The following is a 19,336-nucleotide window of genomic DNA, read 5'->3' on the forward strand; positions in this document are numbered from 1 at the left end:
ATCAAGGGTAGGCATTCCCCGGAGCGGCCCTGCCGCCATGTCCCACGGGGCCCGCTCCCGGGACCGCGACGGTGATGTCGAGGCCGCCCTCCGGCCCCTTCTCGGTGGTGATCCTGGCCCGGTGGGCGTCGGCGATCGCCGCGACTATCGACAGTCCGAGACCGTGGCCATCGTTGCGCGCTGAGCGGTGGCCCAGTCGCTGGAAGGGCTGGTACAGCGACCGGCGGCTGAGCGCGCTGGGCACCAATCTGCTGTCCGTCCGCCCGGGCCGTCGCTCAGCGGTGACGCGTCCCAGCTGCCGAGCGAGTCGGTTCGGACGGTGGGCAACATCCCGGACGTGGAGTCGGTGACGGCGCTCGGCAAGGTCGACGCCAAGGTCTACCGCAACGACTACATGCCCGAGGCGCAGACCAGCGGTATCGCCGTCTACGCGGCGAGGACCGACGTGCCCGCGACGACCGGCGCGAAACTGGCCGACGGCCGCTGGCTGAACGCCGCCAACGAACGCTACCCGTCCGTCGTGCTCGGCCCGCGCCGCCGAACAGCGCGGGGTGCACCGCGCCGGAAGCGACGTCCAGGTGTGGCTCGGCGACCGCTGGTTCACGGTGATCGGACTGCACGCGCCGAACGAGCCGACGCCGGCGCTGGACACCCAGGCGCTGGTCGGCCGGCCCTACGCGCAGGAGAACCTCGGCTTCGACGGCTACCCGACGGTGATCCATGTACGGGCCGTGGAGGAGCGCGTCCCCGAGGTCCAGGGCATCCTCGGGGCCACCGCCAACCCCGCGAAACCCGACGAGGTGGCGGTCTCCCGGCCCTCCGACGCGCTCGCCGCGAAGGAGGCCACGGACGCCACCCTGAGCGTGCTGCTCCTCGGACTGGGCGCGGTGGCGCTGCTCGTCGGTGGTGTCGGGGTGGCCAACACGATGGTCATCTCCGTGCGGGAGCGCCGGTCCGAGATCGGTCTGCGCCGGTCGCTGGGGCCACGCGGGGCCAGATCCGTGGTCAGTTCCTCTGCGAGTCGCAGTTGCTGTCCGCGCTCGGCGGCGTCGGCGGGGTGCTGCTGGGGATCGCGGTGACCATCGGCTACGCCTCGTACCAGGGCTCGCCGTCGGTCGTCCCGGTCTGGGCCAGGACCGGAGGCGTCGGCTCGACCCTGGTCATCGGCGCGCTGGCGGGCTTCTGGCCGGCGGTGCGCGCGGCCCGGCTGCCTCCGACCCAGGCGCTGTCGACCACGTGATCGACGTGATCGACACTGTCGTACGACGGAATGTTTACAGTGCCGACATCGCCCGCTTAACGTGAGCGCCGTTCACCACGGCAGGTGGCCGAGAGGAAGCGGCGGATGTCCAGCGAGCTGTTCTCCCCGTTCCGGCTACGGTCCGGTCAGGTTCTCGGCAACCGCATCGCGAAGGCGGCCATGGAGGGCGGACTGGCCGGTGCGGGCCAGCTGCCGGACCGGCGGGTGCTGGCGCTGTACCGGCGCTGGGGTGCCGGGGGCGCCGGGCTGCTGATCACCGGCAATGTCATGGTGCACGCCGAGGCCCTGACCGTCCCCGGTGGCCTGGTGCTGGACGGCGCCGCTCCGCTGGAGCCGTACGCCGCATGGGCCGAGGCCGGCAAGGCGGGCGGCGCGGCGATGTGGATGCAGATCAACCACCCCGGCCGGCAGGTCCTTGCGGGCATGCCTGGCGTGGTGTGGGGGCCGTCGGCCGTGGCGGTGGAGCTGGGCCGGCACAGCAAGCGGTTCGGGCGGCCGGTCGCCATGACGCCGGAGCAGATCGAGGCCACGGTGGCGCGGTTCCGTACGACAGCGGTGCGAGCCGAGCGAACCGGGTTCGACGGGGTGCAGATCCATGCCGCGCACGGCTATCTGCTGTCGCAGTTCCTGTCTCCGCTGGTCAACAGGCGCACCGACGCGTGGGGTGGCCCGCTGGAGAACCGGGCCCGGCTGCTGCTGGACGTCGTGCGTGGGGTCCGCGCGGCGGTGGCGCCCTCGTTCGCGGTGGCGGTGAAGCTCAACTCGGCCGACTTCCAGCGCGGCGGGTTCGACGTCGACGACGCGCGCCGCGTCATCGCGATGCTCGCACCGCTCGGCGTCGACCTGGTCGAGCTGTCGGGCGGCAGCTACGAGAGCCCGGCCATGTCGGGCCACGCGACGGACGCGCGCACCCGGGCCCGTGAGGCGTACTTCCTCGACCTCGCCGCCGATCTGGTCACCACCAGCCCGCTCCCGCTGATGCTGACGGGCGGGATCACCCGGCGGGAGACCGCCGAGGAGGTTCTCGCCGGCGGTGTCTCCCTGGTCGGTCTCGGCACCGCCCTCGCGGCCACCCCGGACCTGCCCGAACGCTGGCGCGCGGGCCGGGAGGCGGACGGGCGGCCGCGGCCGGTGACCTGGTCGGACAAGGCGCTCGCCTCGGCGGCCGCCATGGCGCTGGTCCGCCACCAGATGCGTCGTATCGCTCGTGGCCGGCAGCCGGCCGTCGGCACCCGCCCGGTCCACGCGCTGGTTTCCGACCAGCTGGCGCAGCGCCGGGCACTGAGCCGCTACCGCTCCTGGCTGCCCACGACCCCGGCGTATCGCGCGGAGGCGGCGGACCGCAACGCGTGACGGCCACGCCCTATCGCGGGGCCTCGCTCTCCTGCATACGCCGGGTGACCTCGCCCAGCCCATCGGCGACGGTCGCGAGCTGCCCCGGGGTGAGGACGTCGATGAGCAGCTCGCGGACAAGGGCGACATGGCCGGGCGCCGCCCGCTCCAGCATGCTCCGGCCCGCGTCGGTGAGCCCGGCGTAGACCGCGCGCACATCGCTCGCGCAGGAGCGCCGGGCCACCAGGCCGGCCTTCTCCAGCTGGGTGATCTGGTACGTCAGTCCGCTCTTGGAGTTGAGCAGGGCGCCAGCGAGCTCGCTCATGCGCAGCTCGCGGTCCTTGGCGGCGTCGAGGCGCACGAGGATCTCGTACTGGAGGTGCGTGATCCCCACGTCCTCCTTGAGCTGCTGGTCCAGGCGACGGTTCATGAGCGCTCCGGCGGCCACGAAGGCGTACCAGGCACGCAGCTCGTCCTCGTTCAGCCACTGCGGTTCGGCCATGTCTCCACGTTAGCGCGATGGTTCAAATTCGAACGCGGGCTGCACACGACCTCTCGATGTGACCGGCGCAACACCTGATCGGGATGTTCAAAATTTGAAACTTCGCGCTATCGTCGAGCCATCGAGGTTCAAATTTGAACCTGCCGGTCTCGAAGGAGCCCACTCATGGACGCTGCCCCCTCCACAGGTCCCGCACCCGCCTCCGGCGCCTCGGTGCGCACCCGCGTGACCATCCCGCTCCGCTTCGCCGACGGTTACGAGGTCACCACCGACGTGGTCACCTTCCACGGTCTGGCCGACGGCAAGGAGCATGTGGCGCTGGTCCTCGGCGACCCCGCGGCGGCGCCCGCGCCGCTGGTGCGACTGCACTCCGAGTGCCTGACCGGCGATGTCTTCGGCTCGGCCCGCTGCGACTGCGGTCCCCAGCTGCGCGAGGCAGTGGAGCGCATCGCGGCCACCGGCGGCGTCCTGCTGTACCTCCGCCAGGAGGGCCGCGGCATCGGCCTCTACAACAAGCTCGACGCGTACGCCCTCCAGGACGCGGGCCTCGACACCTACGAGGCCAACACCGCGCTGGGCCTGCCCGAGGACGGCCGTGACTACACCGCCGCCGCCCAGATGCTCACCGCGCTCGGCATCGGCGAACTGGACCTGCTGACCAACAACCCGGACAAGGCGGGGCAGTTGCGCGACCTGGGCATGGCGGTGCGCTTCGTCCGGCCGACCGGGGTCTTCGCCACCGAGAGCAACGTCCGCTATCTGCACGCCAAGGCCGAGCACACGCACCACACCATCGCGCTGCCCCTGCCGGCTCTGGCCGGCTGACCCCCACGCCCCCGGAGTACGCCATGCCTTCCTCCCGCGCCCGCGTCGCCACCGACGCCGCACCGCGCTACGCCAAGCAGCTCGCCTCGCACTTCGGCCGGAAGATCCCGGTCGAGGAGACGACGGACGGCGGCCGACGCCTCACCTTCCAGACCACCGACGTCCTCCTCGAACCCCAGGACGACCATCTGCTGATCCGCGTCACCGCACCCGACACCTCCTCGCTCACCGCCATCCGGGACGTCGTGGGCAGCCACCTCGAACGCTTCGGACAGCGCAATGAGCTCAGCGTCACCTGGGACGAGCCCACCGAGGACTGATGCCCGGGACACGCACAAGCGACGCCGACACACACGACGCCCGAGAGAAAGGCACCGCACCGCCATGAAGGCCGTCACCATCACCGACTTCGGCGCCGAGCCGCTCCTCACCGATCTGCCCGTGCCGGAACCGGGCCCGGGCGAGCTGCTGGTCAGGCTGCACGCCGCCGCGCTCAACCCCTTCGACTGGAAGGTCGCCGACGGAGCCCTCAAGGGCGCGGTCGAGCATGGCTTCCCACTGGTCATGGGCTCCGACGGGGCCGGCGTGGTCGAGCGCATCGGCCCCGGGGTGATCCATTTCCGGCCCGGCGACACCGTCTACGGCCAGTTCATGAACCTTCCGTACGGCCGCGGCTCCTACGCCGAGTACGTCCTGGCCGCCGAGAACGGGACCCTCGCCCGTATGCCCGACGACCTGCCCTTCCCGGTCGCCGCCGCGCTGCCCACCGCCAGCGTCACCGCCTACCAGGCCATCGAGGCCGCCCGCCTCGACACCGGGCAGGTGATCCTGATCAACGGCGCGTCCGGCGGCGTAGGCCAGTCGGCGATCCAGTTCGCGGCCCTCCAGGGGGCCAGGGTGCTGGCCACCGCCACCGGCGACATCGCCGGCCGCCTCCGCGATCTCGGCGCCGACGAGACCATCGACTTCACGACCGCGCCCACGGCCGAGCAGGTCCTCGCCGCCCATCCCGACGGCATCGACTCCGTCCTGGACCTGATCACCCGGCCCGGCGGCGACATCGACGCCCTGGCGGGGCTGCTCAAGCCCGGCGGCACCTTCGTGAGCACCAACCGGGCCGCCGACCCCGACGCCCTGGCCGCCCGCGAGATCCACGGCGTCAACCTCGTCAACGACCCCAGCCGCAAGGAACTGGAGTCCCTCGCCGCCCTGGCCGACGCGGGGAAGCTGCGCATCACGATCGACGCCGAGGTCCCCCTGACCGACGCCCCGGCCGCCGTGGCGCGCGCTCGCGCCGGAGGCTCGCGCGGCAAAACGGTCATCCTGCTCTGACGCCCACCTCTACCGGCTCACCCACCCTTGGCGGCGCAGCACCTCCGACACGTCCGGCGCCTCGTAGTGCTCGCCCTTGAGGACCTTGCCGTCGGCGCGGCGGGCGACCTGGCCGTCGGGGCCCAGCTTGGTCATGTTGGAGCGGTGGATCTCGGCGAGGACCGCGTCGAGGTCGATGCCGTGGACCAGGGCGGTGCCGTACGCGACATAGACGACGTCCGCCAGCTCGTGCGCGAGTCTGTCGAGCGGGCCGGTCACGGAGACCTCGGCGACCTCCGCGGCCTCCTCCGCCAGCAGCTCTCCACGGTGCGCGGCCAGCTCCGGGGCGATCGCCGTCGGCGTACTGCGGGCGTCGAGCCCGAAGGCACGGTGGAATTCACGGACCAGGTCGGCGGGCGAGGAACTCATGCGGCGACTGTATCGGCCCGCACTGACACCCCGGCCTCGCGCACTGTGACCCCGACCCTGGTCAGCACCACGTCCCGGCTGGCAGGATCGCCGCCATGTCCAAGGCACTCACCCGCATCAGCAGGCGCCACGCCCTCAGGGGCGGGGCCGCCGGTTTCGTGGCCCTCGGGCTGCTGCTGTGGTGGCTGCTGCCCCTGGGCGACGAGCCGCCCAGCGGGACGATCACCTTCAGCACCGGCACGCGCGCGGGGGTGTACCAGGAGTACGGCGAGCTTCTGCGCAACGAGCTCGCCAGGGACATGCCGCAGCTGAAGGTACGGCTGCTGACGAGCGCCGGGTCGCAGGAGAACGTCGAGCGGGTGGCGACCGGCAAGGCCGACTTCACCATCGCCGCCGCCGACGCGGTGGACACGCACCAGATGGGTGGCAGGTCCGTCACCGACCGGCTGCGCGGAGTCGCCCGCCTGTACGACGACTATGTTCAGCTGGTCGTCCCGCCGGACTCGGACATCCGCTCCGTGGCGGACCTGAAGGGCAAGCGGGTGGCCATAGGGCTGCCCAACTCGGGCGTACGGCTCATCGCCACGCGTGTACTGCGGGCCGCCGGCATCGACCCCGAGAAGGACATCACGCCCAGGGCGGACGGCATCGACACCGGGCCCAAGCGGCTCGGCCATGAGCTCGACGCGTTCTTCTGGTCGGGCGGCCTGCCGACGGACGGGCTGGCGAAGATCGCCGAGGCCTCGGCGTTCCGGTTCGTGCCGATCGACTCCGACCTCGTCGCCAAGGTGCACGCCCAGGGCGACACGGCGCACTTCTACCGTGCGACCAACATGCCGGAGTCGGCGTATCCGACCGTGCAGAACGGCGACACGGTGCCGACGATCGCCGTCTCCAACCTGCTGATCACCCGCAAGGACATGGACCCCCGGCTCACCGAGTGGCTCACCCGTACGGTGATCAAGAGCCGCGACGGCATCGGCGCGCACGTCCACTCCGCCCAGCTCGTCGATCTGCGTACGGCGATCTACACCGACCCGCTGACGCTGCACGACGGGGCGCAGCGGTACTACCGCTCGGTCAAGCCGTAGCCGTAGCCCTAGCCGTAGAAACCAGTCGGGCAGGCTTCCCCGGACGACCTCCCGTGGGAACCCGTGACTCGGAACCCGTAACCCGCCGCACCCGCGCTACTCCGCAGGGGCCGACCTCGGCACCGTCACCGTCACCCGCAACCCGTGCGGCTCGTGATTGCCGTAGGTGATCGAGCCCCCGCCCGCCGCGAGCAGGGCCCTTGAGATCGACAGGCCCAGGCCGGAGCCCTTGATGTTCTGGTGGCGGCCGCTGCGCCAGAAGCGGTCGCCGATGCGGGTGAGCTCCTCGTCGCTGAGGCCGGGGCCGTGGTCGGTCACCTCGATGGTCGACATGGAGCCGTTGGAGGTGACGGTGACCATGACTCTCTCGTCCTTCGGCGTGAACTTGACCGCGTTGTCGATCACCGCGTCCAGGGCGCTGGACAGCGCGACGGGGTCGGCCCAGCCGGTGGTGGCCGGACAGTTCCCGATCAGCCGCACGCCCTTGGCCTCGGCGGTCGGCGACCAGGCCGCGACGCGCTCGGCGGCCAGCGCGCCGACGTCGGTGAGCCTCAGGTCGGCCTCGGTGTGCTCGGCCAGGGCCAGGTCGAGCAGGTCGTCCAGGACCTGGGCGAGGCGCTTGCCCTCGGCCTGGACCGACGCGATCTCCGCATTGCCCTCCGGAAGTTCGAAAGCGAGCAGTTCGATCCGCAGCAGCAGCGCCGCGAGGGGGTTGCGCAGCTGGTGCGAGGCGTCGGCGACGAAGGCGCGCTGCTGCTCCAGCACATCCTCGACGTTGTCCGCCATCTCGTTGAACGACCGGGCCAGCCGCCGGAGTTCCGGCGGACCGCTGGCAACCGCGACGCGCGACTTGAGCCTGCCGCTGGCGATCTCATGCGTCGTCACGTCCAGGACGCGCACCGGCCTGAGCACCCAGCCGGTCAGCCGCAGGGCGGCACCGACAGCCACCAGCATCGCCGCCGTCAGACCGCCGCCGATGATCAGCCAGCCGTGCAGGATCCGCGAGCGCATCTGCCCGGTCGGCGAATCGGTGACGACGACCGCGACGACATCACCGTCCCGGATCACCGGCGAGGCGACGACCAGGCGCCCCCGCTGCCAGGGCCACACCTGCCGGGGGTCATGGCTGCGCCGGCTCAGCAACGACTCCTCGAAGGCGTCGCGCACCTCGCCGGTCTCGGGCAGGAACCAGGTCGTCGGCCCGTTGGCGAGCGGCGTGTCATTGGGCAGGAAGACGCCGGCCCGGATGCCGTAGACGTCGTAGTAGCTCTCCAGCTCCCGGCTCAGGATGCGCAGGTCGTCACGGGAGCCGGTGGTGGTGTCGGCGGCGGGGCGGGCGATGGCCGCGAAGTACGCCGTGTCGTCGATCCGGTCGACGACGACCTTCTGCTGCTGGGCGGCGGCGGTACTGATCGCGAGCGGGACGCCGAGCGCGAGCAGCACGGCCGCCATCAGGACGATCAGCAGCGGGAGGAGTCGAGTGCGCACCCTTGCCCGCTACGAGCCCGGGGCGACGAGCCGGTACCCGACGCCGCGAACGGTCTCGATCAGCGCCGGCATGCGCAGCTTGGCGCGCAGGGACGCCACATGCACCTCAAGGGTGCGCCCGGTCCCCTCCCAACTCGTGCGCCACACCTCGCTGATGATCTGCTCCCTGCGGAAGACGACCCCCGGACGCTGGGCCAGCAGGGCGAGCAGATCGAACTCCTTGCGGGTCAGCTGGACGACGGAACCGTCGACGCTGACCTGACGCGTGGGCAGCTCGATATGAACGGCCCCCAGCCGCAGCACACCCTCACCACCCGCCCCGGGCTCCTCGGAGACCGTGCGCCGGCTGACGGCGTGGATCCGGGCGAGCAGCTCCCCGGTGTCGTAGGGCTTGACCACGTAGTCGTCGGCCCCGAGATTGAGGCCATGGATACGGGAGCGCACGTCCGAGCGTGCGGTGACCATGATCACCGGGGTGCTGGTGCGCTTGCGGATCTTGCCGCAGACCTCGTAACCGTCCTGGTCGGGCAGGCCGAGGTCGAGAAGGACGACACCGAAGCCGTTCCCCTCGGGGATGAGCGCCTGAAGTGCCTCCTCGCCGCTACGCGCGTGCGTGACGTCGAAACCATGCCGCGCCAGCACCGCGGACAGCGCGGCTGCGACATGATTGTCGTCCTCGACGAGGAGGAGTCTCATCCCGGCCTCCCTCAGTTCACCGGCCGTACGATTCGTATAGATACACACTGCGTGTGCACACGCGCGTGCACCATGGAAGTCACGCTGATGGACGAGGACGCCGTCAAGTGGGTTCCGGTTGCGGGCGGCTTCCGTTACCCAGCCGGTACGCGCGCAGGTCACAAGTGCTACGACAGGTGTCCGATTGCTATCGGATCGTGATGCTCAGATTCCCCTCAGAACTGATGACGCAGGTCGGATACGGTTATTACTGTCCTCCGAAACCGAGGAGGACGGAGCCTGAGAGCGATGACCGAAGTATCGGTGGCCAAGGAAGATGCGGCCGCGACCGGCGACCTGGTCGTCCTGAAGAACGTCAACAAGCATTTCGGCGCGTTGCATGTGCTGCAGGACATCGACCTGACGATCGCCCGCGGTGAGGTCGTCGTGGTCATCGGACCCTCCGGGTCCGGGAAGTCCACCCTTTGCCGCACCATCAACCGCCTCGAGACGATCGACTCCGGCGCGATCGCCATCGACGGCAAGCCGCTGCCCGCGGAAGGCAAGGAGCTGGCCCGGCTGCGCGCGGACGTGGGGATGGTCTTCCAGTCCTTCAACCTCTTCGCGCACAAGACTGTGCTCGAGAACGTGATGCTGGGCCAGATCAAGGTCCGCAAGGCGGACAAGAAGCAGGCCGAGGAGAAGGCCCGCGCGCTGTTGGACCGCGTGGGTGTGGGTACCCAGGCGGACAAGTACCCCGCGCAGCTCTCCGGCGGCCAGCAGCAGCGAGTGGCCATCGCCCGGGCGCTGGCCATGGACCCCAAGGTCATGCTCTTCGACGAGCCGACATCGGCTCTCGACCCGGAGATGATCAACGAGGTCCTGGAGGTCATGCAGCAGCTCGCCCGCGACGGCATGACCATGATCGTCGTCACCCATGAGATGGGCTTCGCCCGTTCTGCCGCCAACCGGGTGGTCTTCATGGCGGACGGCAAGATCGTCGAAGAGGCTGTGCCGGACCAGTTCTTCAGCAATCCACGCAGCGACCGCGCCAAGGACTTCCTGTCCAAGATCCTGCACCACTGACGGATCCCGCATCCGTGACGGACTGCGTCTCGCATCCGACGACCTGCGACACCCGCCGCCCCCAGAGGGCACGCATCTCTTCTCCACACAAAGGATGTTCACCATGAAGCTCCGCAAGGTCTCCGCCGCGGCGGCCGCCGCCCTCGTCCTCTCGATCACCGCCACCGCTTGTGGTGGCGACGGTGACAGTGACAGCGGGTCGGGCTCCGGGGGTGGCGACAAGATCAAGATCGGTATCAAGTACGACCAGCCGGGTCTGGGCCTGAAGGAGCCCGACGGCACCTTCTCCGGCTTCGACGTCGACGTCGCCACGTATGTGGCGAAGGAGCTCGGCTACGACGCAGACCAGATCGACTTCGTCGAGACGAAGAGCGCCGACCGTGAGAACGCCCTCGCCCGCGGCGACGTGAAGCTCATCGCGGCGACGTACTCGATCACCGACGAGCGCAAGCAGAAGGTCGACTTCGCCGGCCCGTACCTGCTGGCCCACCAGGACCTGCTGGTCAAGACCGACTCGGACATCACCGAGGCGACCGACCTGAACGGCAAGAACCTGTGCTCGGTGGTCGGCTCCACCTCGGCGCAGAACGTCCACGACGACTTCGCCCCGAAGGCCAACCTCAAGGAGAACAGCACCTACTCGGAGTGCATCTCCTCGCTGCAGAACGGCACCGTGGACGCCCTGACCACGGACGACTCGATCCTCGCCGGCTACGCCGCGCAGGCGCAGTACAAGGGCAAGTTCAAGCTCGCCGGCCTCAAGCTGAGCAACGAGAACTACGGCATCGGTGTGAAGAAGGGTGACACCGAGACCGTGAACAAGGTCAACGCCGCCCTCGAGAAGATGGTCAGCTCGAAGGCCTGGGACAAGGCGGTCGCCGACAACTTCGGTCCGGCCAACTACAAGAACGAGCCCGCGCCGAAGATCGGCGTCATCGTCAAGTAGCGCAGTGCCTGACCGGCGCGCCGCCGTCCACCGCGATCAGGGCGGCGGCGCGTCGCGCTATCCACATACGCCACCCACCCGGAAGCGCGGGAGATCGTGTTCGACTTTCTTTCTGACTACAACGACCCATCTCTGTTGGGTGCCTTCTGGATGACGGTGAAACTGACCGCCGTCTCCGGCCTCGGTTCCCTGATCTGGGGCACCCTTCTGGCCGCGATGCGGGTCAGCCCCGTCCCGCTCATGCGCGGGTTCGGCACGGCCTATGTGAACATCGTCCGGAACATCCCCCTGACGGTCATCATCATCTTCACCTCGCTCGGTCTCGCCGATGTCTTCGGCGTGACGCTGGGCGCCTCCGACTTCAAGGTCCAGGGCTTCCGCCTCGCGATCCTCGGTCTCGTCGGCTATACCGCGGCCTTCGTCTGCGAGGCGATTCGTTCCGGCATCAACACCGTGCCGATGGGCCAGGCCGAAGCGGCCCGTGCCATTGGGCTGACCTTCAGTCAGACCCTCCGGCTCATCATCCTGCCGCAGGCCTTCCGCTCGGTCATCGGCCCGCTGGCCAACGTGCTGATCGCCCTCACCAAGAACACCACCGTTGCGGCGGCGATCGGCGTGGCCGAGGCTGCCTACCTGATGAAGGCAATGATCGAGAACGAGGCTCAGACGCTCCTCATCGGCGCGATCTTCGCCTTCGGTTTCGTGGTACTGACCCTGCCCACCGGCCTCTTCCTGGGCTGGCTGAGCAAGCGACTGGCGGTGAAGCGATGAGTTCCGTTCTCTACGACGCCCCGGGCCCTCGCGCCAAACGGCGCAATGTGGTCCTCTCGGTGGTCTTCGTCGCCCTGCTCGCCCTGCTCGTGTGGTTCGTCTGGGACGCCATGGATGGCAAGGGCCAGCTTGAGTGGGCCCTGTGGAAACCGTTCACGGAGTCCAACGCCTGGTCGACGTATCTGCTGCCGGGACTCGCCAATACGCTCAAGGCCGCGGCGCTGGCCATGGTGATCGCCCTTCCGCTTGGCGCGGTCTTCGGCATCTCACGCCTTTCGGACCACCTCTCGGTGCGGCTTCCGGCCGCCTGGGTCGTGGAATTCTTCCGGGCGATTCCGGTCCTGCTGCTGATGCTGTTCGCCAACGAGTTCTACGACCGCTGGACGAACGTCACCACTGAGCAGCGGCCGATCTACGCGGTCGTCACCGGCCTGGTGCTCTACAACGCGTCCGTCCTCGCCGAGATCGTGCGGGCCGGCATCCTCGCGCTTCCCAAGGGGCAGTCCGAGGCCGCGATGGCGATCGGCCTGCGCAAGAACCAGACGATGCGGACCATCCTGCTGCCGCAGGCCGTGACCGCCATGCTGCCGGCCATCGTCAGCCAGCTCGTGGTCATCGTGAAGGACACCGCGCTGGGCGGCGTGATGATCGGGTTCACCGAGCTGCTCAACGCGCGCGGCACACTGGCGGCCAACTACGGCAACCCCATCCCCAGCTTCGTCATCGTGGCGATCATCTACATCATCCTCAACTTCATCCTCACCAGCTTCGCCAGCTGGCTGGAGCAGAGGTTGCGGCGGAGCAAGAAGGGCACGGGTGCGGTGCTCAGCGCCGATGAGGTGGAGGAGCTGAACCCGGCGGCCGTGCAGGGCTCCTTCGGGACCGGTGCTGGCGGGACGATCTGACCACCAGTCACATCGCTTGAGCTGACGGAGGGCAGTGGCATGATCGCCACTGCCCTCCGTCACTTGACGCAAGCACCGGCAATGGGTTGCATACGTTCTGTGATCGTGCACCCTGCTCCAACTTTCTGTTCACTCGCGTTCCTGGGGACACCGCTGCGGGCAGGGGGCGCCGCGCCGTGGACCCGGTGATCATCGTCGGAGCGGGGCCCGTCGGGCTCACGCTCGCCCTGGCGCTGGCCCGTCAGGAAGTGCCCTGTGTCGTCCTCGACGAGGGTCCCGGCAAGGACGAACCCCGTCTCGCACGCTCCGTCGTCCTGCGCGAGGACACGACCGCTCTCGTGGCGCGCCTGACGGGTGTGCCGCTCGGCGAGGCCGGTAGGCACTGGGCCGGATGGCGGTCGATGCGGCGCAAGCAGGTGATGCGCGAGGTCACCTTCGACGACCCCGACGAAGCGCCCGAGAACCTCACCAATCCGGCCCCCCTGCACATCGCCCAGCACGTCCTGACCAGCGCCCTGCGCTCGGCCCTCGTCGGCGAACCGCTCGTCAAGGTCGCCGTGGACAGCCGTCTGGACGCCATCGAGCAGGAGTCCTCGGGCGTCACCGTCCACACGCGCGGCCCCAAGGGCACCTGGTGGCGAGGAAGTTACGTGGTCGGCTGCGACGGCCCACGCTCCACCGTGCGCAAACTCATGGACATCCGCTTCCCTGGCCGTACGGCGGTCGAGCGACACGCCGTGGCCGCGCTGCGCGTGGAACTTCCGTGGGAGGGTCGCGCGTTGCTCCATCGGATGCCGCCGTGGCGGACGTCAGGACCCTCGGGCGGGGAGGTCACCGGACGTCCGCTCCCGGAGGGGGTGTGGCGCCTCGACTGGCTGCTGCCGCCGGGCAAGGACCTGGTCACACCGGAGCTGCTGGTGGGGCACGTCCGCGACACGCTCGCCGGCTGGTCCGACGGGCCGACACCGCCGTACGAACTCCTCGACACCGGAGTTCACACGGTCCATCACCGTTTGGCGCGCCGCTGGCGCGTGGGCCGGGTCTTTCTCGCGGGCGACGCGGCGCACTGCCTGGGCACGCTCGGCACTCATGGGCTCGACGAGGGGCTGCGGGACGCCGACAACCTCGCCTGGAAGCTGGCCTCGGCCTGGCACCACCGGCCGAGCGAGGCGCTGCTCGACAGCTACCAGGCCGAGCGGCGCGCGGTCGTCGCCGCCCGGCTGCGCGCCGCCGACCAGGCGCTGCCGTTGCTGCGCGCGGGCGGAGGGCTGCGTGCGTACGTCCCCGGCTCCGCCCGGGGTCATGACGCGCTGCTGATGGACGGCCACCTGGGGCAGGGAGTGATCGGTGCGCCGGGGTCGTACGCCGAGTCGCCGCTCGCGCCCGGGAACCTTGACGGCGAGGTCCCCGTGGACACACCGCGCGGTGCGCCGGTCATCGACGTGCGGGTCACGGCGGAGGACGGCTCGTTCGTCCGGCTCAGGGACCGGCTCGGGCGCGGCGCGCTGCTGGTGCTGCTGATCGCGCCGGGCACCGGGGTGTGGGACCGCAAGCACTGGGCGACCGCCGGGCTCATGCCCCGGCTGGCGGCCGCGGTGACGGCGCTGCCGTATCCGGCCGAGCTGCTGGTCACCGAGAGCTATCCGGGGGCGGCCGCACACTCGGTGCTGCTGGTACGGCCCGACGGTCATCTGGTGACGGCGCTGAGCGGGGTACGGCCGGCCGATCTGTACACGGCGGCCGAGACGGTGCTGGGCGGACCGGTCGAGGCGACGGCTCAGGAGGCGGGGGCGACGGCCGGGTCGCGTTGACACCACGAGCCCGTCCACACCACCAGCCGTCGGAAGTCGCTCGCACCCGGTCGACAGCCACTCACCCTTGAACCCGATCCCACCCGAATACAGCACTCACTGTCACTCTGCGGTCCGCATAGTGACAGTGAGTTGACCGGTCCGCACCGGCATGGTGTACTCCGGATCGTGACCGACACCTGTGTGCGCCTGTGGCGGAGGGTCCATATGGACCTCGTCCGCTATGCGGGCTGCGTGTGTCGCCCGTCCTGCTGAACTCGCATCTCCCCTTCTTCCGCGCGCGCCGCGCCCTTCGCCGGGCCTGTCGCGCGCTCTTCGCGAACTCTCTTCAGGACGGTGCCCGTGTCTGTCTCCCCTGCCGCCGTTTCCGCGTCCGAGCCGACTCCCACGCCGGCCGGCGCACAGAACGCCACTCCCACGCAGGCGGACCTTCTCGATTTCGTACGGCGTACGGCCGCCGACGCCGACTTGATCGCCTCGCTCCCGCTCGACCCCGAGGGCCGCACCTGGGTACGGCTGGAAGGCCCCGGCGGCAGCGAGGCCTGGCTGATCGGCTGGCCGCCAGGGACGGGCACCGGCTGGCACGATCACGCCGAGTCCGTGGGGGCTTTCGTGACCGCGTCCGGTGAGCTCCAGGAGCACTCGCTCGCCGTCCGACTGCCCGCCGACGGCTGGCGGACGCTGGAACTGACGGACGACGTGGACCGCTCACGCCGACTGTCCGCCGGCAAGGGCCGCTCCTTCGGCCGTCACCATGTGCACGAGGTCCTCAACGAAGCCGCCGACCGGCACGCGATCTCCGTTCACGCCTACTACCCGCCCCTCCCACAGATCCGCCGCTTCAGCCGCAGCGGACCGATCCTGCGACTGGAGCAGGTGGAGCGTCCGGAGAACTGGCAGTGAGCGGGGCGGGGAGCGAAGCTGCGGTGCGCGGTGCGGGCGAACGGCCGGGGTACGGGCGTGAGTTGACGGTCGGCGGTGTGGGTGTGGGTAGTGGTGTGAGCGGTGGGCTCAAGGATCCGCTCGACGGGGGTGGCGTGGCAGTGGGTGACGGCGGCGTGGACGAGCGGCCGGTGCCGGTCGGCATCGACGAGTTGCTGGAGCGGGTGCGCGCGGGCTACGAGCGCATCGAGCCCCGGGAGGCGTACGAGGCCGCCCAGGGCGGCGCGGTTCTGCTGGTCGACATCCGGTACGCAGCCCTGCGCGACCGCGACGGCCTGATCCCCGGTGCCCTCGTCGTCGAGCGCAACGAACTGGAGTGGCGCCTCGACCCACAGGGCAGCCATCGCGCGCCGGAGGCTACGGGGCACGGCCTGCGGGTCGTGGTGATCTGCAACGAGGGATACGCGTCGAGCCTGGCGGCCGAGTCGCTACGACGGCTGGGGCTGCACCGGGCCACCGATCTGATCGGCGGGTTCCAGGCTTGGCGGGCGGAGGGATTGCCGGTGACCTCGAGGGCGGAGGAGGTCTAACGGCTGTCCGAGTGCGCACGCAGGGTGGCGGTGGAGCCGCGTTCCACCCAATGTCCTGACAGCGCCTACGGCTCCTACGGCGATCCCGGCCTCGAACGCGATGAGCGCCCCCGCGCGTCCACCGTGTCCGAGGCCGGAACCCCGCAGTCATCCGACGACCGTCCGTCCGAGCTGCCGCACCCGGACCATGGCCGCAGCGCGGCGTCAGAACCCCTCATCCCCCAGAAACTCCGTGTCCTCCCCCTCTTCCTCCAAGGCCTGTCGGACCACCCGCAGAGCCATCCCCTCGGGATAACCCTTACGCGCGAGCATCCCCGCCAGTCGACGCAGGCGTTTGTCACGGTCGAGGCCGCGAGTGGAACGCAGTTTGCGGTCGACGAGTTCGCGAGCGGTCGCCTCTTCCTGCTCGGAGTCGAGCTGGGAGACGGCCGCGTCGATCAGCGTGGAGTCGACGCCCTTGGTGCGCAGTTCCTGGGCGAGCGCGCGCCGGGCCAGCCCTCGGCCGTGGTGCCGGGACTCCACCCAGGCATCCGCGAACGCACTGTCGTTGATGAGTCCGACCTCCTCGAACCTCGACAGCACCTCCTCGGCGGCGTCGTCCGGGATCTCTCGTTTACGCAGCGCGTCCGCGAGTTGCTTGCGGGTGCGAGGGGTCCCGGTGAGCAGGCGCAGACAGATCGCCCGCGCCTGCTCCACCGGGTCCCCCGGGGGCGTCCTCTCCTCGGCCCTCGACGAGGAAGAGGAGCCTCCGTCCTCACCGGACGGCTCCGTACGGCCGCGCCGACGGCGCCCCCGTGAACCGTCCGAGCCCCGAGCCCCGGCACGGCCGCGACGCGAGCCGCCGCCGGGGGCAGCGGTGCCGTATGCCGAGCTGTCCTCCGGCCATGCCTCGGCGGCGTTCCCCCCGTCCCCGTCTTGGGCCGAGTCCCTTCCATGGGCAAGTCCGCCCGTCCTGGAGGAACCCTCGTCGCCGCCTCTCCCCCACTCCTGCGGAGTGTCCGGGTGGGTGGCGTACTCGGCCCAGTCCGTTCGCCGTGTCATGGATCAGCTCTTGGCAGTCGCGGCCTTGGTCTTGGCCGCCTTGGCCGCGGCCGGTGCGGGCGCAGCCTTCGCGGCGTCGTCCGACGTGGCGGAGACCGCGGCGTCCGCGCCCGGTTCGGTGGTCGGCTCCTCCGGCCGTACGCCGACGCCCAGCTTCTCCTTGATCTTCTTCTCGATCTCGTTGGCCAGGTCGGGGTTGTCCTTCAGGAAGTTGCGCGCGTTCTCCTTGCCCTGGCCGAGCTGGTCACCCTCGTACGTGTACCAGGCACCGGCCTTGCGGACGAAGCCGTGCTCCACGCCCATGTCGATCAGGCCGCCCTCGCGGCTGATGCCGTGGCCGTAGAGGATGTCGAACTCGGCCTGCTTGAAGGGCGGCGCGACCTTGTTCTTGACGACCTTGCAGCGGGTGCGGTTGCCGACCGCGTCCGTGCCGTCCTTCAGGGTCTCGATGCGCCGGATGTCGATACGCACCGAGGCGTAGAACTTCAGCGCCCGGCCACCGGTCGTGGTCTCCGGGGAGCCGAACATCACGCCGATCTTCTCGCGGAGCTGGTTGATGAAGATCGCTGTGGTCTTGGACTGGTTGAGCGCGCTGGTGATCTTCCGCAGCGCCTGGCTCATCAGACGGGCCTGCAGACCGACGTGGCTGTCGCCCATCTCGCCCTCGATCTCCGCGCGCGGGACGAGCGCGGCGACGGAGTCGATGACGATGAGGTCGAGGGCGCCGGAGCGGACCAGCATGTCCACGATCTCCAGAGCCTGCTCGCCGTTGTCCGGCTGGGAGAGGATCAGGTTGTCGATGTCGACGCCGAGCTTCTTGGCGTACTCGGGGTCGAGGGCGTGCTCCGCGTCCACGAAGGCGACCTGGCCGCCGGCCTTCTGGGCGTTGGCCACCGCGTGCAGGGTCAGCGTGGTCTTACCGGAGGACTCCGGTCCGTACACCTCCACCACACGGCCGCGCGGCAGGCCGCCGACACCGAGGGCGACGTCGAGCGCGGTCGACCCGGTGGGGATGACCTCGATGGGCTCGTTCGGCCGCTCGCCCATGCGCATGACCGCGCCCTTGCCGAATTGCCGTTCAATCTGTGCGAGAGCGGCGTCCAGGGCCTTCTCGCGGTCGGTTCCTGCCATGGGTTCCACCCGGTTTGCTTGAGTCGATCGCTTCACGTCAAAGACGCTAACGCCTGCCACTGACAATGCGCCCCGACGCCCGTCCGGCCTGTGGATAACTCGGGCACTTCTCCGTCGAAACCGTGGCGAAATGCCTGCCGAGCGCCTCGCCGGCACCCCCATAAGAATGGATGTTCGATTTTCGTGTCAAGCGCACCACTCGCCACCAGCGGGTTCCGCGCACGGCACGCTGGTGGTCCTGCCTATGTGGGTCCGGACGCCGGTGTGTTGGGCCCGGATGTCGGGGCGTTGAGCGTGGACGCCGGGACGTCGAGCGCGGATGCCGGGACGTCGAGCGCGTGGTCGTCTACCGTCTATGCCTTCGCCGCGGCAGCGGCGCCGACCCGATCGAGCAGCGGCTGGAGGGCGTCGAGCAGGGGCCCCGGGCCGACGAGACCGCCCGCCGGGCTCTCCCCGGCCTCGAACTCGCCGAGCTCGACACCGACGACCTCGTGCCGGGCCATCGTCTCGGCCAGGGAACGCAGGTCGTCGAGGGTGAGGCCGTCCGGCACCTGGTAGTCGGTCGGCACGATGCCTGGTTCGAGGACGTCGCAGTCGATGTGCACGTACACCGGGCGACCGGCGATGGCGGCCCGCAGCCTGGTAGTGATGTCGGGGCCCATTCCGACGAGCGTGATCACACCGCGGTCGATCAGCGCCTGCTCGGGCGGGTCGATGTCCCGCGCTCCACAGAGGATCACGTTCTCGGGCCTGAGCCCTTCGCCGAGGCCTGTGTCCCACATCCCCAGGGGCCCGCTGAGCGCCAGGCCGCCCAGATAGCCGCTCGGCGTGCTCTGCGGGGTGTTCAGGTCGGCGTGCGCGTCGAACCAGACCACGACCGCGTCGGGGCGATGCCGGGCGACGACCGGCAGGGTCGCCAGAGCGACGGCGCACCGGCTCAGCGCGGTGACCGGAGCCCCACCGTCATGGAAGACCCGCTCGTACTGCTGGGCCATCGCCCGAAGCGCGGGTTGCGCCGCCGCGAGCTCGGCGTCCCAGTCGACGTCGAGGGCGGGCTCGGGCGCCCCGACCACGACGGGGGTTGCCTCGAGGCGGGTCGCCAGTTCGGCGGCGATCATCCCTGAGCCCTGCATCGCGCGGTCGTTGTGGTCGCCGGCGCGAGCGGCGAAGTGCGTGATCACCGGGGGCTTTCCGGGTGCCGGGACGGTCATCGGGCTCGCTCTCGGAGGGCGGAGGCTGACGCTTCGACCGTAGGGCCG

Annotated in this window: 23 protein-coding genes; 15 read left to right on the top strand and 8 right to left on the bottom strand. The window is 70.1% G+C overall.

The window, feature by feature from the left end; translation table 11 throughout:
* Nucleotide 1 precedes the first annotated feature (1 nt).
* Nucleotides 2–244, bottom strand: a complete 243-nt coding sequence (locus IE325_RS40035; RefSeq protein WP_190075151.1) for an ATP-binding protein — start codon at nt 242–244, stop codon at nt 2–4.
* Nucleotides 245–551: 307 nt separating this feature from the next.
* On the opposite strand from IE325_RS40035, the gene IE325_RS47295 reads away from it, so the two are divergent.
* The 3 genes from IE325_RS47295 to IE325_RS40045 all read left to right on the top strand — a co-directional run bounded on the left by IE325_RS47295 (nt 552) and on the right by IE325_RS40045 (nt 2,614).
* Nucleotides 552–1,079: an FtsX-like permease family protein gene (locus IE325_RS47295; protein ID WP_506005362.1), complete on the top strand. Its 528-nt coding sequence runs from the start codon at nt 552–554 to the stop codon at nt 1,077–1,079.
* A complete protein-coding gene (locus IE325_RS47300) occupies nt 1,028–1,240 on the top strand; it encodes a hypothetical protein (protein ID WP_506005361.1) in 213 nt (70 codons plus the stop codon). Before IE325_RS47295 ends, IE325_RS47300 begins: the two co-directional genes overlap by 52 nt.
* A 105-nt stretch (nt 1,241–1,345) precedes the next feature.
* Complete coding sequence (locus IE325_RS40045) at nt 1,346–2,614, top strand: NADH:flavin oxidoreductase/NADH oxidase family protein (RefSeq protein ID WP_190075107.1); 1,269 nt, start codon at nt 1,346–1,348, stop codon at nt 2,612–2,614.
* A gap of 10 nt (nt 2,615–2,624) precedes the next feature.
* On the opposite strand, the gene IE325_RS40050 is transcribed toward IE325_RS40045, so the two are convergent.
* Nucleotides 2,625–3,095 carry a MarR family winged helix-turn-helix transcriptional regulator gene (locus IE325_RS40050; RefSeq protein WP_190075108.1) on the bottom strand — a complete coding sequence of 157 codons (471 nt, stop codon included), beginning with the start codon at nt 3,093–3,095 and terminating at the stop codon, nt 2,625–2,627.
* Between the two features lie 165 nt (nt 3,096–3,260).
* Here IE325_RS40050 and IE325_RS40055 point away from each other — a divergent pair, with 165 nt between their 5' ends.
* The 3 genes from IE325_RS40055 (at nt 3,261) to IE325_RS40065 (ending at nt 5,252) form a co-directional block, all read left to right on the top strand.
* Nucleotides 3,261–3,920 carry a GTP cyclohydrolase II gene (locus IE325_RS40055; protein WP_190075109.1) on the top strand — a complete coding sequence of 220 codons (660 nt, stop codon included), beginning with the start codon at nt 3,261–3,263 and terminating at the stop codon, nt 3,918–3,920.
* A gap of 23 nt (nt 3,921–3,943) precedes the next feature.
* Nucleotides 3,944–4,240 (top strand): DUF2218 domain-containing protein, encoded by a 297-nt coding sequence (locus IE325_RS40060; protein ID WP_190075110.1) that lies wholly within the window; start codon nt 3,944–3,946, stop codon nt 4,238–4,240.
* A 64-nt stretch (nt 4,241–4,304) separates the two neighbouring features.
* Nucleotides 4,305–5,252, top strand: coding sequence for an NADP-dependent oxidoreductase (locus IE325_RS40065; RefSeq protein ID WP_190075111.1), 948 nt, complete (start codon nt 4,305–4,307; stop codon nt 5,250–5,252).
* A 9-nt stretch (nt 5,253–5,261) separates the two neighbouring features.
* Here the strand turns inward: IE325_RS40065 and IE325_RS40070 are convergent, their stop codons facing one another.
* Nucleotides 5,262–5,660, bottom strand: a complete 399-nt coding sequence (locus IE325_RS40070; RefSeq protein WP_190075112.1) for a pyrophosphohydrolase domain-containing protein — start codon at nt 5,658–5,660, stop codon at nt 5,262–5,264.
* Between the two features lie 95 nt (nt 5,661–5,755).
* On the opposite strand from IE325_RS40070, the gene IE325_RS40075 reads away from it, so the two are divergent.
* Complete coding sequence (locus tag IE325_RS40075) at nt 5,756–6,751, top strand: TAXI family TRAP transporter solute-binding subunit (RefSeq protein ID WP_190075113.1); 996 nt, start codon at nt 5,756–5,758, stop codon at nt 6,749–6,751.
* A gap of 96 nt (nt 6,752–6,847) precedes the next feature.
* Here IE325_RS40075 and IE325_RS40080 read toward each other — a convergent pair whose 3' ends face one another.
* Together IE325_RS40080 and IE325_RS40085 are read right to left on the bottom strand one after the other, a co-directional pair.
* Nucleotides 6,848–8,239 carry a sensor histidine kinase gene (locus IE325_RS40080; RefSeq protein WP_190075114.1) on the bottom strand — a complete coding sequence of 464 codons (1,392 nt, stop codon included), beginning with the start codon at nt 8,237–8,239 and terminating at the stop codon, nt 6,848–6,850.
* A 9-nt stretch (nt 8,240–8,248) separates the two neighbouring features.
* The gene (locus IE325_RS40085) at nt 8,249–8,935 is read right to left on the bottom strand and encodes a response regulator transcription factor (protein ID WP_190075115.1); all 687 of its coding nucleotides are present in this window, start codon (nt 8,933–8,935) and stop codon (nt 8,249–8,251) included.
* A 288-nt stretch (nt 8,936–9,223) separates the two neighbouring features.
* On the opposite strand from IE325_RS40085, the gene IE325_RS40090 reads away from it, so the two are divergent.
* The 8 genes from IE325_RS40090 to IE325_RS40120 all read left to right on the top strand — a co-directional run bounded on the left by IE325_RS40090 (nt 9,224) and on the right by IE325_RS40120 (nt 15,905).
* Nucleotides 9,224–10,000 carry an amino acid ABC transporter ATP-binding protein gene (locus tag IE325_RS40090; RefSeq protein ID WP_190075116.1) on the top strand — a complete coding sequence of 259 codons (777 nt, stop codon included), beginning with the start codon at nt 9,224–9,226 and terminating at the stop codon, nt 9,998–10,000.
* 103 nt (nt 10,001–10,103) lie between these two features.
* Nucleotides 10,104–10,946 (top strand): glutamate ABC transporter substrate-binding protein, encoded by an 843-nt coding sequence (locus IE325_RS40095; RefSeq protein ID WP_190075117.1) that lies wholly within the window; start codon nt 10,104–10,106, stop codon nt 10,944–10,946.
* 96 nt (nt 10,947–11,042) lie between these two features.
* On the top strand, nt 11,043–11,717 hold the full coding sequence (locus tag IE325_RS40100) for an amino acid ABC transporter permease (RefSeq protein WP_190075118.1): 675 nt from the start codon (nt 11,043–11,045) through the stop codon (nt 11,715–11,717).
* A complete protein-coding gene (locus IE325_RS40105) occupies nt 11,714–12,622 on the top strand; it encodes an amino acid ABC transporter permease (RefSeq protein ID WP_190075119.1) in 909 nt (302 codons plus the stop codon). The genes IE325_RS40100 and IE325_RS40105 overlap by 4 nt, the downstream gene beginning before the upstream one ends.
* 176 nt (nt 12,623–12,798) lie before the next feature.
* Nucleotides 12,799–14,433 (top strand): FAD-dependent monooxygenase, encoded by a 1,635-nt coding sequence (locus IE325_RS40110; protein ID WP_190075120.1) that lies wholly within the window; start codon nt 12,799–12,801, stop codon nt 14,431–14,433.
* A gap of 183 nt (nt 14,434–14,616) precedes the next feature.
* Entirely contained in the window at nt 14,617–14,688 is a 72-nt protein-coding gene (locus IE325_RS47160) for a putative leader peptide (protein WP_309544753.1), read from the top strand.
* Nucleotides 14,689–14,775: 87 nt separating this feature from the next.
* Nucleotides 14,776–15,336, top strand: a complete 561-nt coding sequence (locus IE325_RS40115; RefSeq protein ID WP_190075121.1) for a cupin domain-containing protein — start codon at nt 14,776–14,778, stop codon at nt 15,334–15,336.
* Nucleotides 15,337–15,470: 134 nt separating this feature from the next.
* Nucleotides 15,471–15,905: a rhodanese-like domain-containing protein gene (locus tag IE325_RS40120; protein WP_229912382.1), complete on the top strand. Its 435-nt coding sequence runs from the start codon at nt 15,471–15,473 to the stop codon at nt 15,903–15,905.
* Nucleotides 15,906–16,109: 204 nt separating this feature from the next.
* Here the strand turns inward: IE325_RS40120 and recX are convergent, their stop codons facing one another.
* From recX to IE325_RS40135, 3 genes are all read right to left on the bottom strand, one after another.
* A complete protein-coding gene (gene recX, locus IE325_RS40125; protein ID WP_190075122.1) occupies nt 16,110–16,946 on the bottom strand; it encodes a recombination regulator RecX in 837 nt (278 codons plus the stop codon).
* Between the two features lie 3 nt (nt 16,947–16,949).
* On the bottom strand, nt 16,950–18,077 hold the full coding sequence (gene recA, locus IE325_RS40130) for a recombinase RecA (protein ID WP_190075123.1): 1,128 nt from the start codon (nt 18,075–18,077) through the stop codon (nt 16,950–16,952).
* Nucleotides 18,078–18,430: 353 nt separating this feature from the next.
* On the bottom strand, nt 18,431–19,288 hold the full coding sequence (locus IE325_RS40135) for an arginase family protein (protein WP_190075124.1): 858 nt from the start codon (nt 19,286–19,288) through the stop codon (nt 18,431–18,433).
* Nucleotides 19,289–19,336: the final 48 nt, after the last annotated feature.

It is taken from the genome of Streptomyces lanatus, from assembly GCF_014655715.1.
Classification (GTDB): domain Bacteria; phylum Actinomycetota; class Actinomycetes; order Streptomycetales; family Streptomycetaceae; genus Streptomyces; species Streptomyces lanatus.

What these genes read in the sequence shown, in the direction of transcription:
- IE325_RS40045 (WP_190075107.1), top strand. Translation starts at nt 1,346, where the DNA reads ATGTCCAGCGAGCTGTTCTCCCCGTTCCGGCTACGGTCCGGTCAGGTT.
- IE325_RS40050 (WP_190075108.1), bottom strand. Translation starts at nt 3,095, where the DNA reads ATGGCCGAACCGCAGTGGCTGAACGAGGACGAGCTGCGTGCCTGGTAC.
- IE325_RS40055 (WP_190075109.1), top strand. Translation starts at nt 3,261, where the DNA reads ATGGACGCTGCCCCCTCCACAGGTCCCGCACCCGCCTCCGGCGCCTCG.
- IE325_RS40060 (WP_190075110.1), top strand. Translation starts at nt 3,944, where the DNA reads ATGCCTTCCTCCCGCGCCCGCGTCGCCACCGACGCCGCACCGCGCTAC.
- IE325_RS40065 (WP_190075111.1), top strand. Translation starts at nt 4,305, where the DNA reads ATGAAGGCCGTCACCATCACCGACTTCGGCGCCGAGCCGCTCCTCACC.
- IE325_RS40070 (WP_190075112.1), bottom strand. Translation starts at nt 5,660, where the DNA reads ATGAGTTCCTCGCCCGCCGACCTGGTCCGTGAATTCCACCGTGCCTTC.
- IE325_RS40075 (WP_190075113.1), top strand. Translation starts at nt 5,756, where the DNA reads ATGTCCAAGGCACTCACCCGCATCAGCAGGCGCCACGCCCTCAGGGGC.
- IE325_RS40085 (WP_190075115.1), bottom strand. Translation starts at nt 8,935, where the DNA reads ATGAGACTCCTCCTCGTCGAGGACGACAATCATGTCGCAGCCGCGCTG.
- IE325_RS40090 (WP_190075116.1), top strand. Translation starts at nt 9,224, where the DNA reads ATGACCGAAGTATCGGTGGCCAAGGAAGATGCGGCCGCGACCGGCGAC.
- IE325_RS40095 (WP_190075117.1), top strand. Translation starts at nt 10,104, where the DNA reads ATGAAGCTCCGCAAGGTCTCCGCCGCGGCGGCCGCCGCCCTCGTCCTC.
- IE325_RS40105 (WP_190075119.1), top strand. Translation starts at nt 11,714, where the DNA reads ATGAGTTCCGTTCTCTACGACGCCCCGGGCCCTCGCGCCAAACGGCGC.
- recX (WP_190075122.1), bottom strand. Translation starts at nt 16,946, where the DNA reads ATGACACGGCGAACGGACTGGGCCGAGTACGCCACCCACCCGGACACT.
- recA (WP_190075123.1), bottom strand. Translation starts at nt 18,077, where the DNA reads ATGGCAGGAACCGACCGCGAGAAGGCCCTGGACGCCGCTCTCGCACAG.
- IE325_RS40135 (WP_190075124.1), bottom strand. Translation starts at nt 19,288, where the DNA reads ATGACCGTCCCGGCACCCGGAAAGCCCCCGGTGATCACGCACTTCGCC.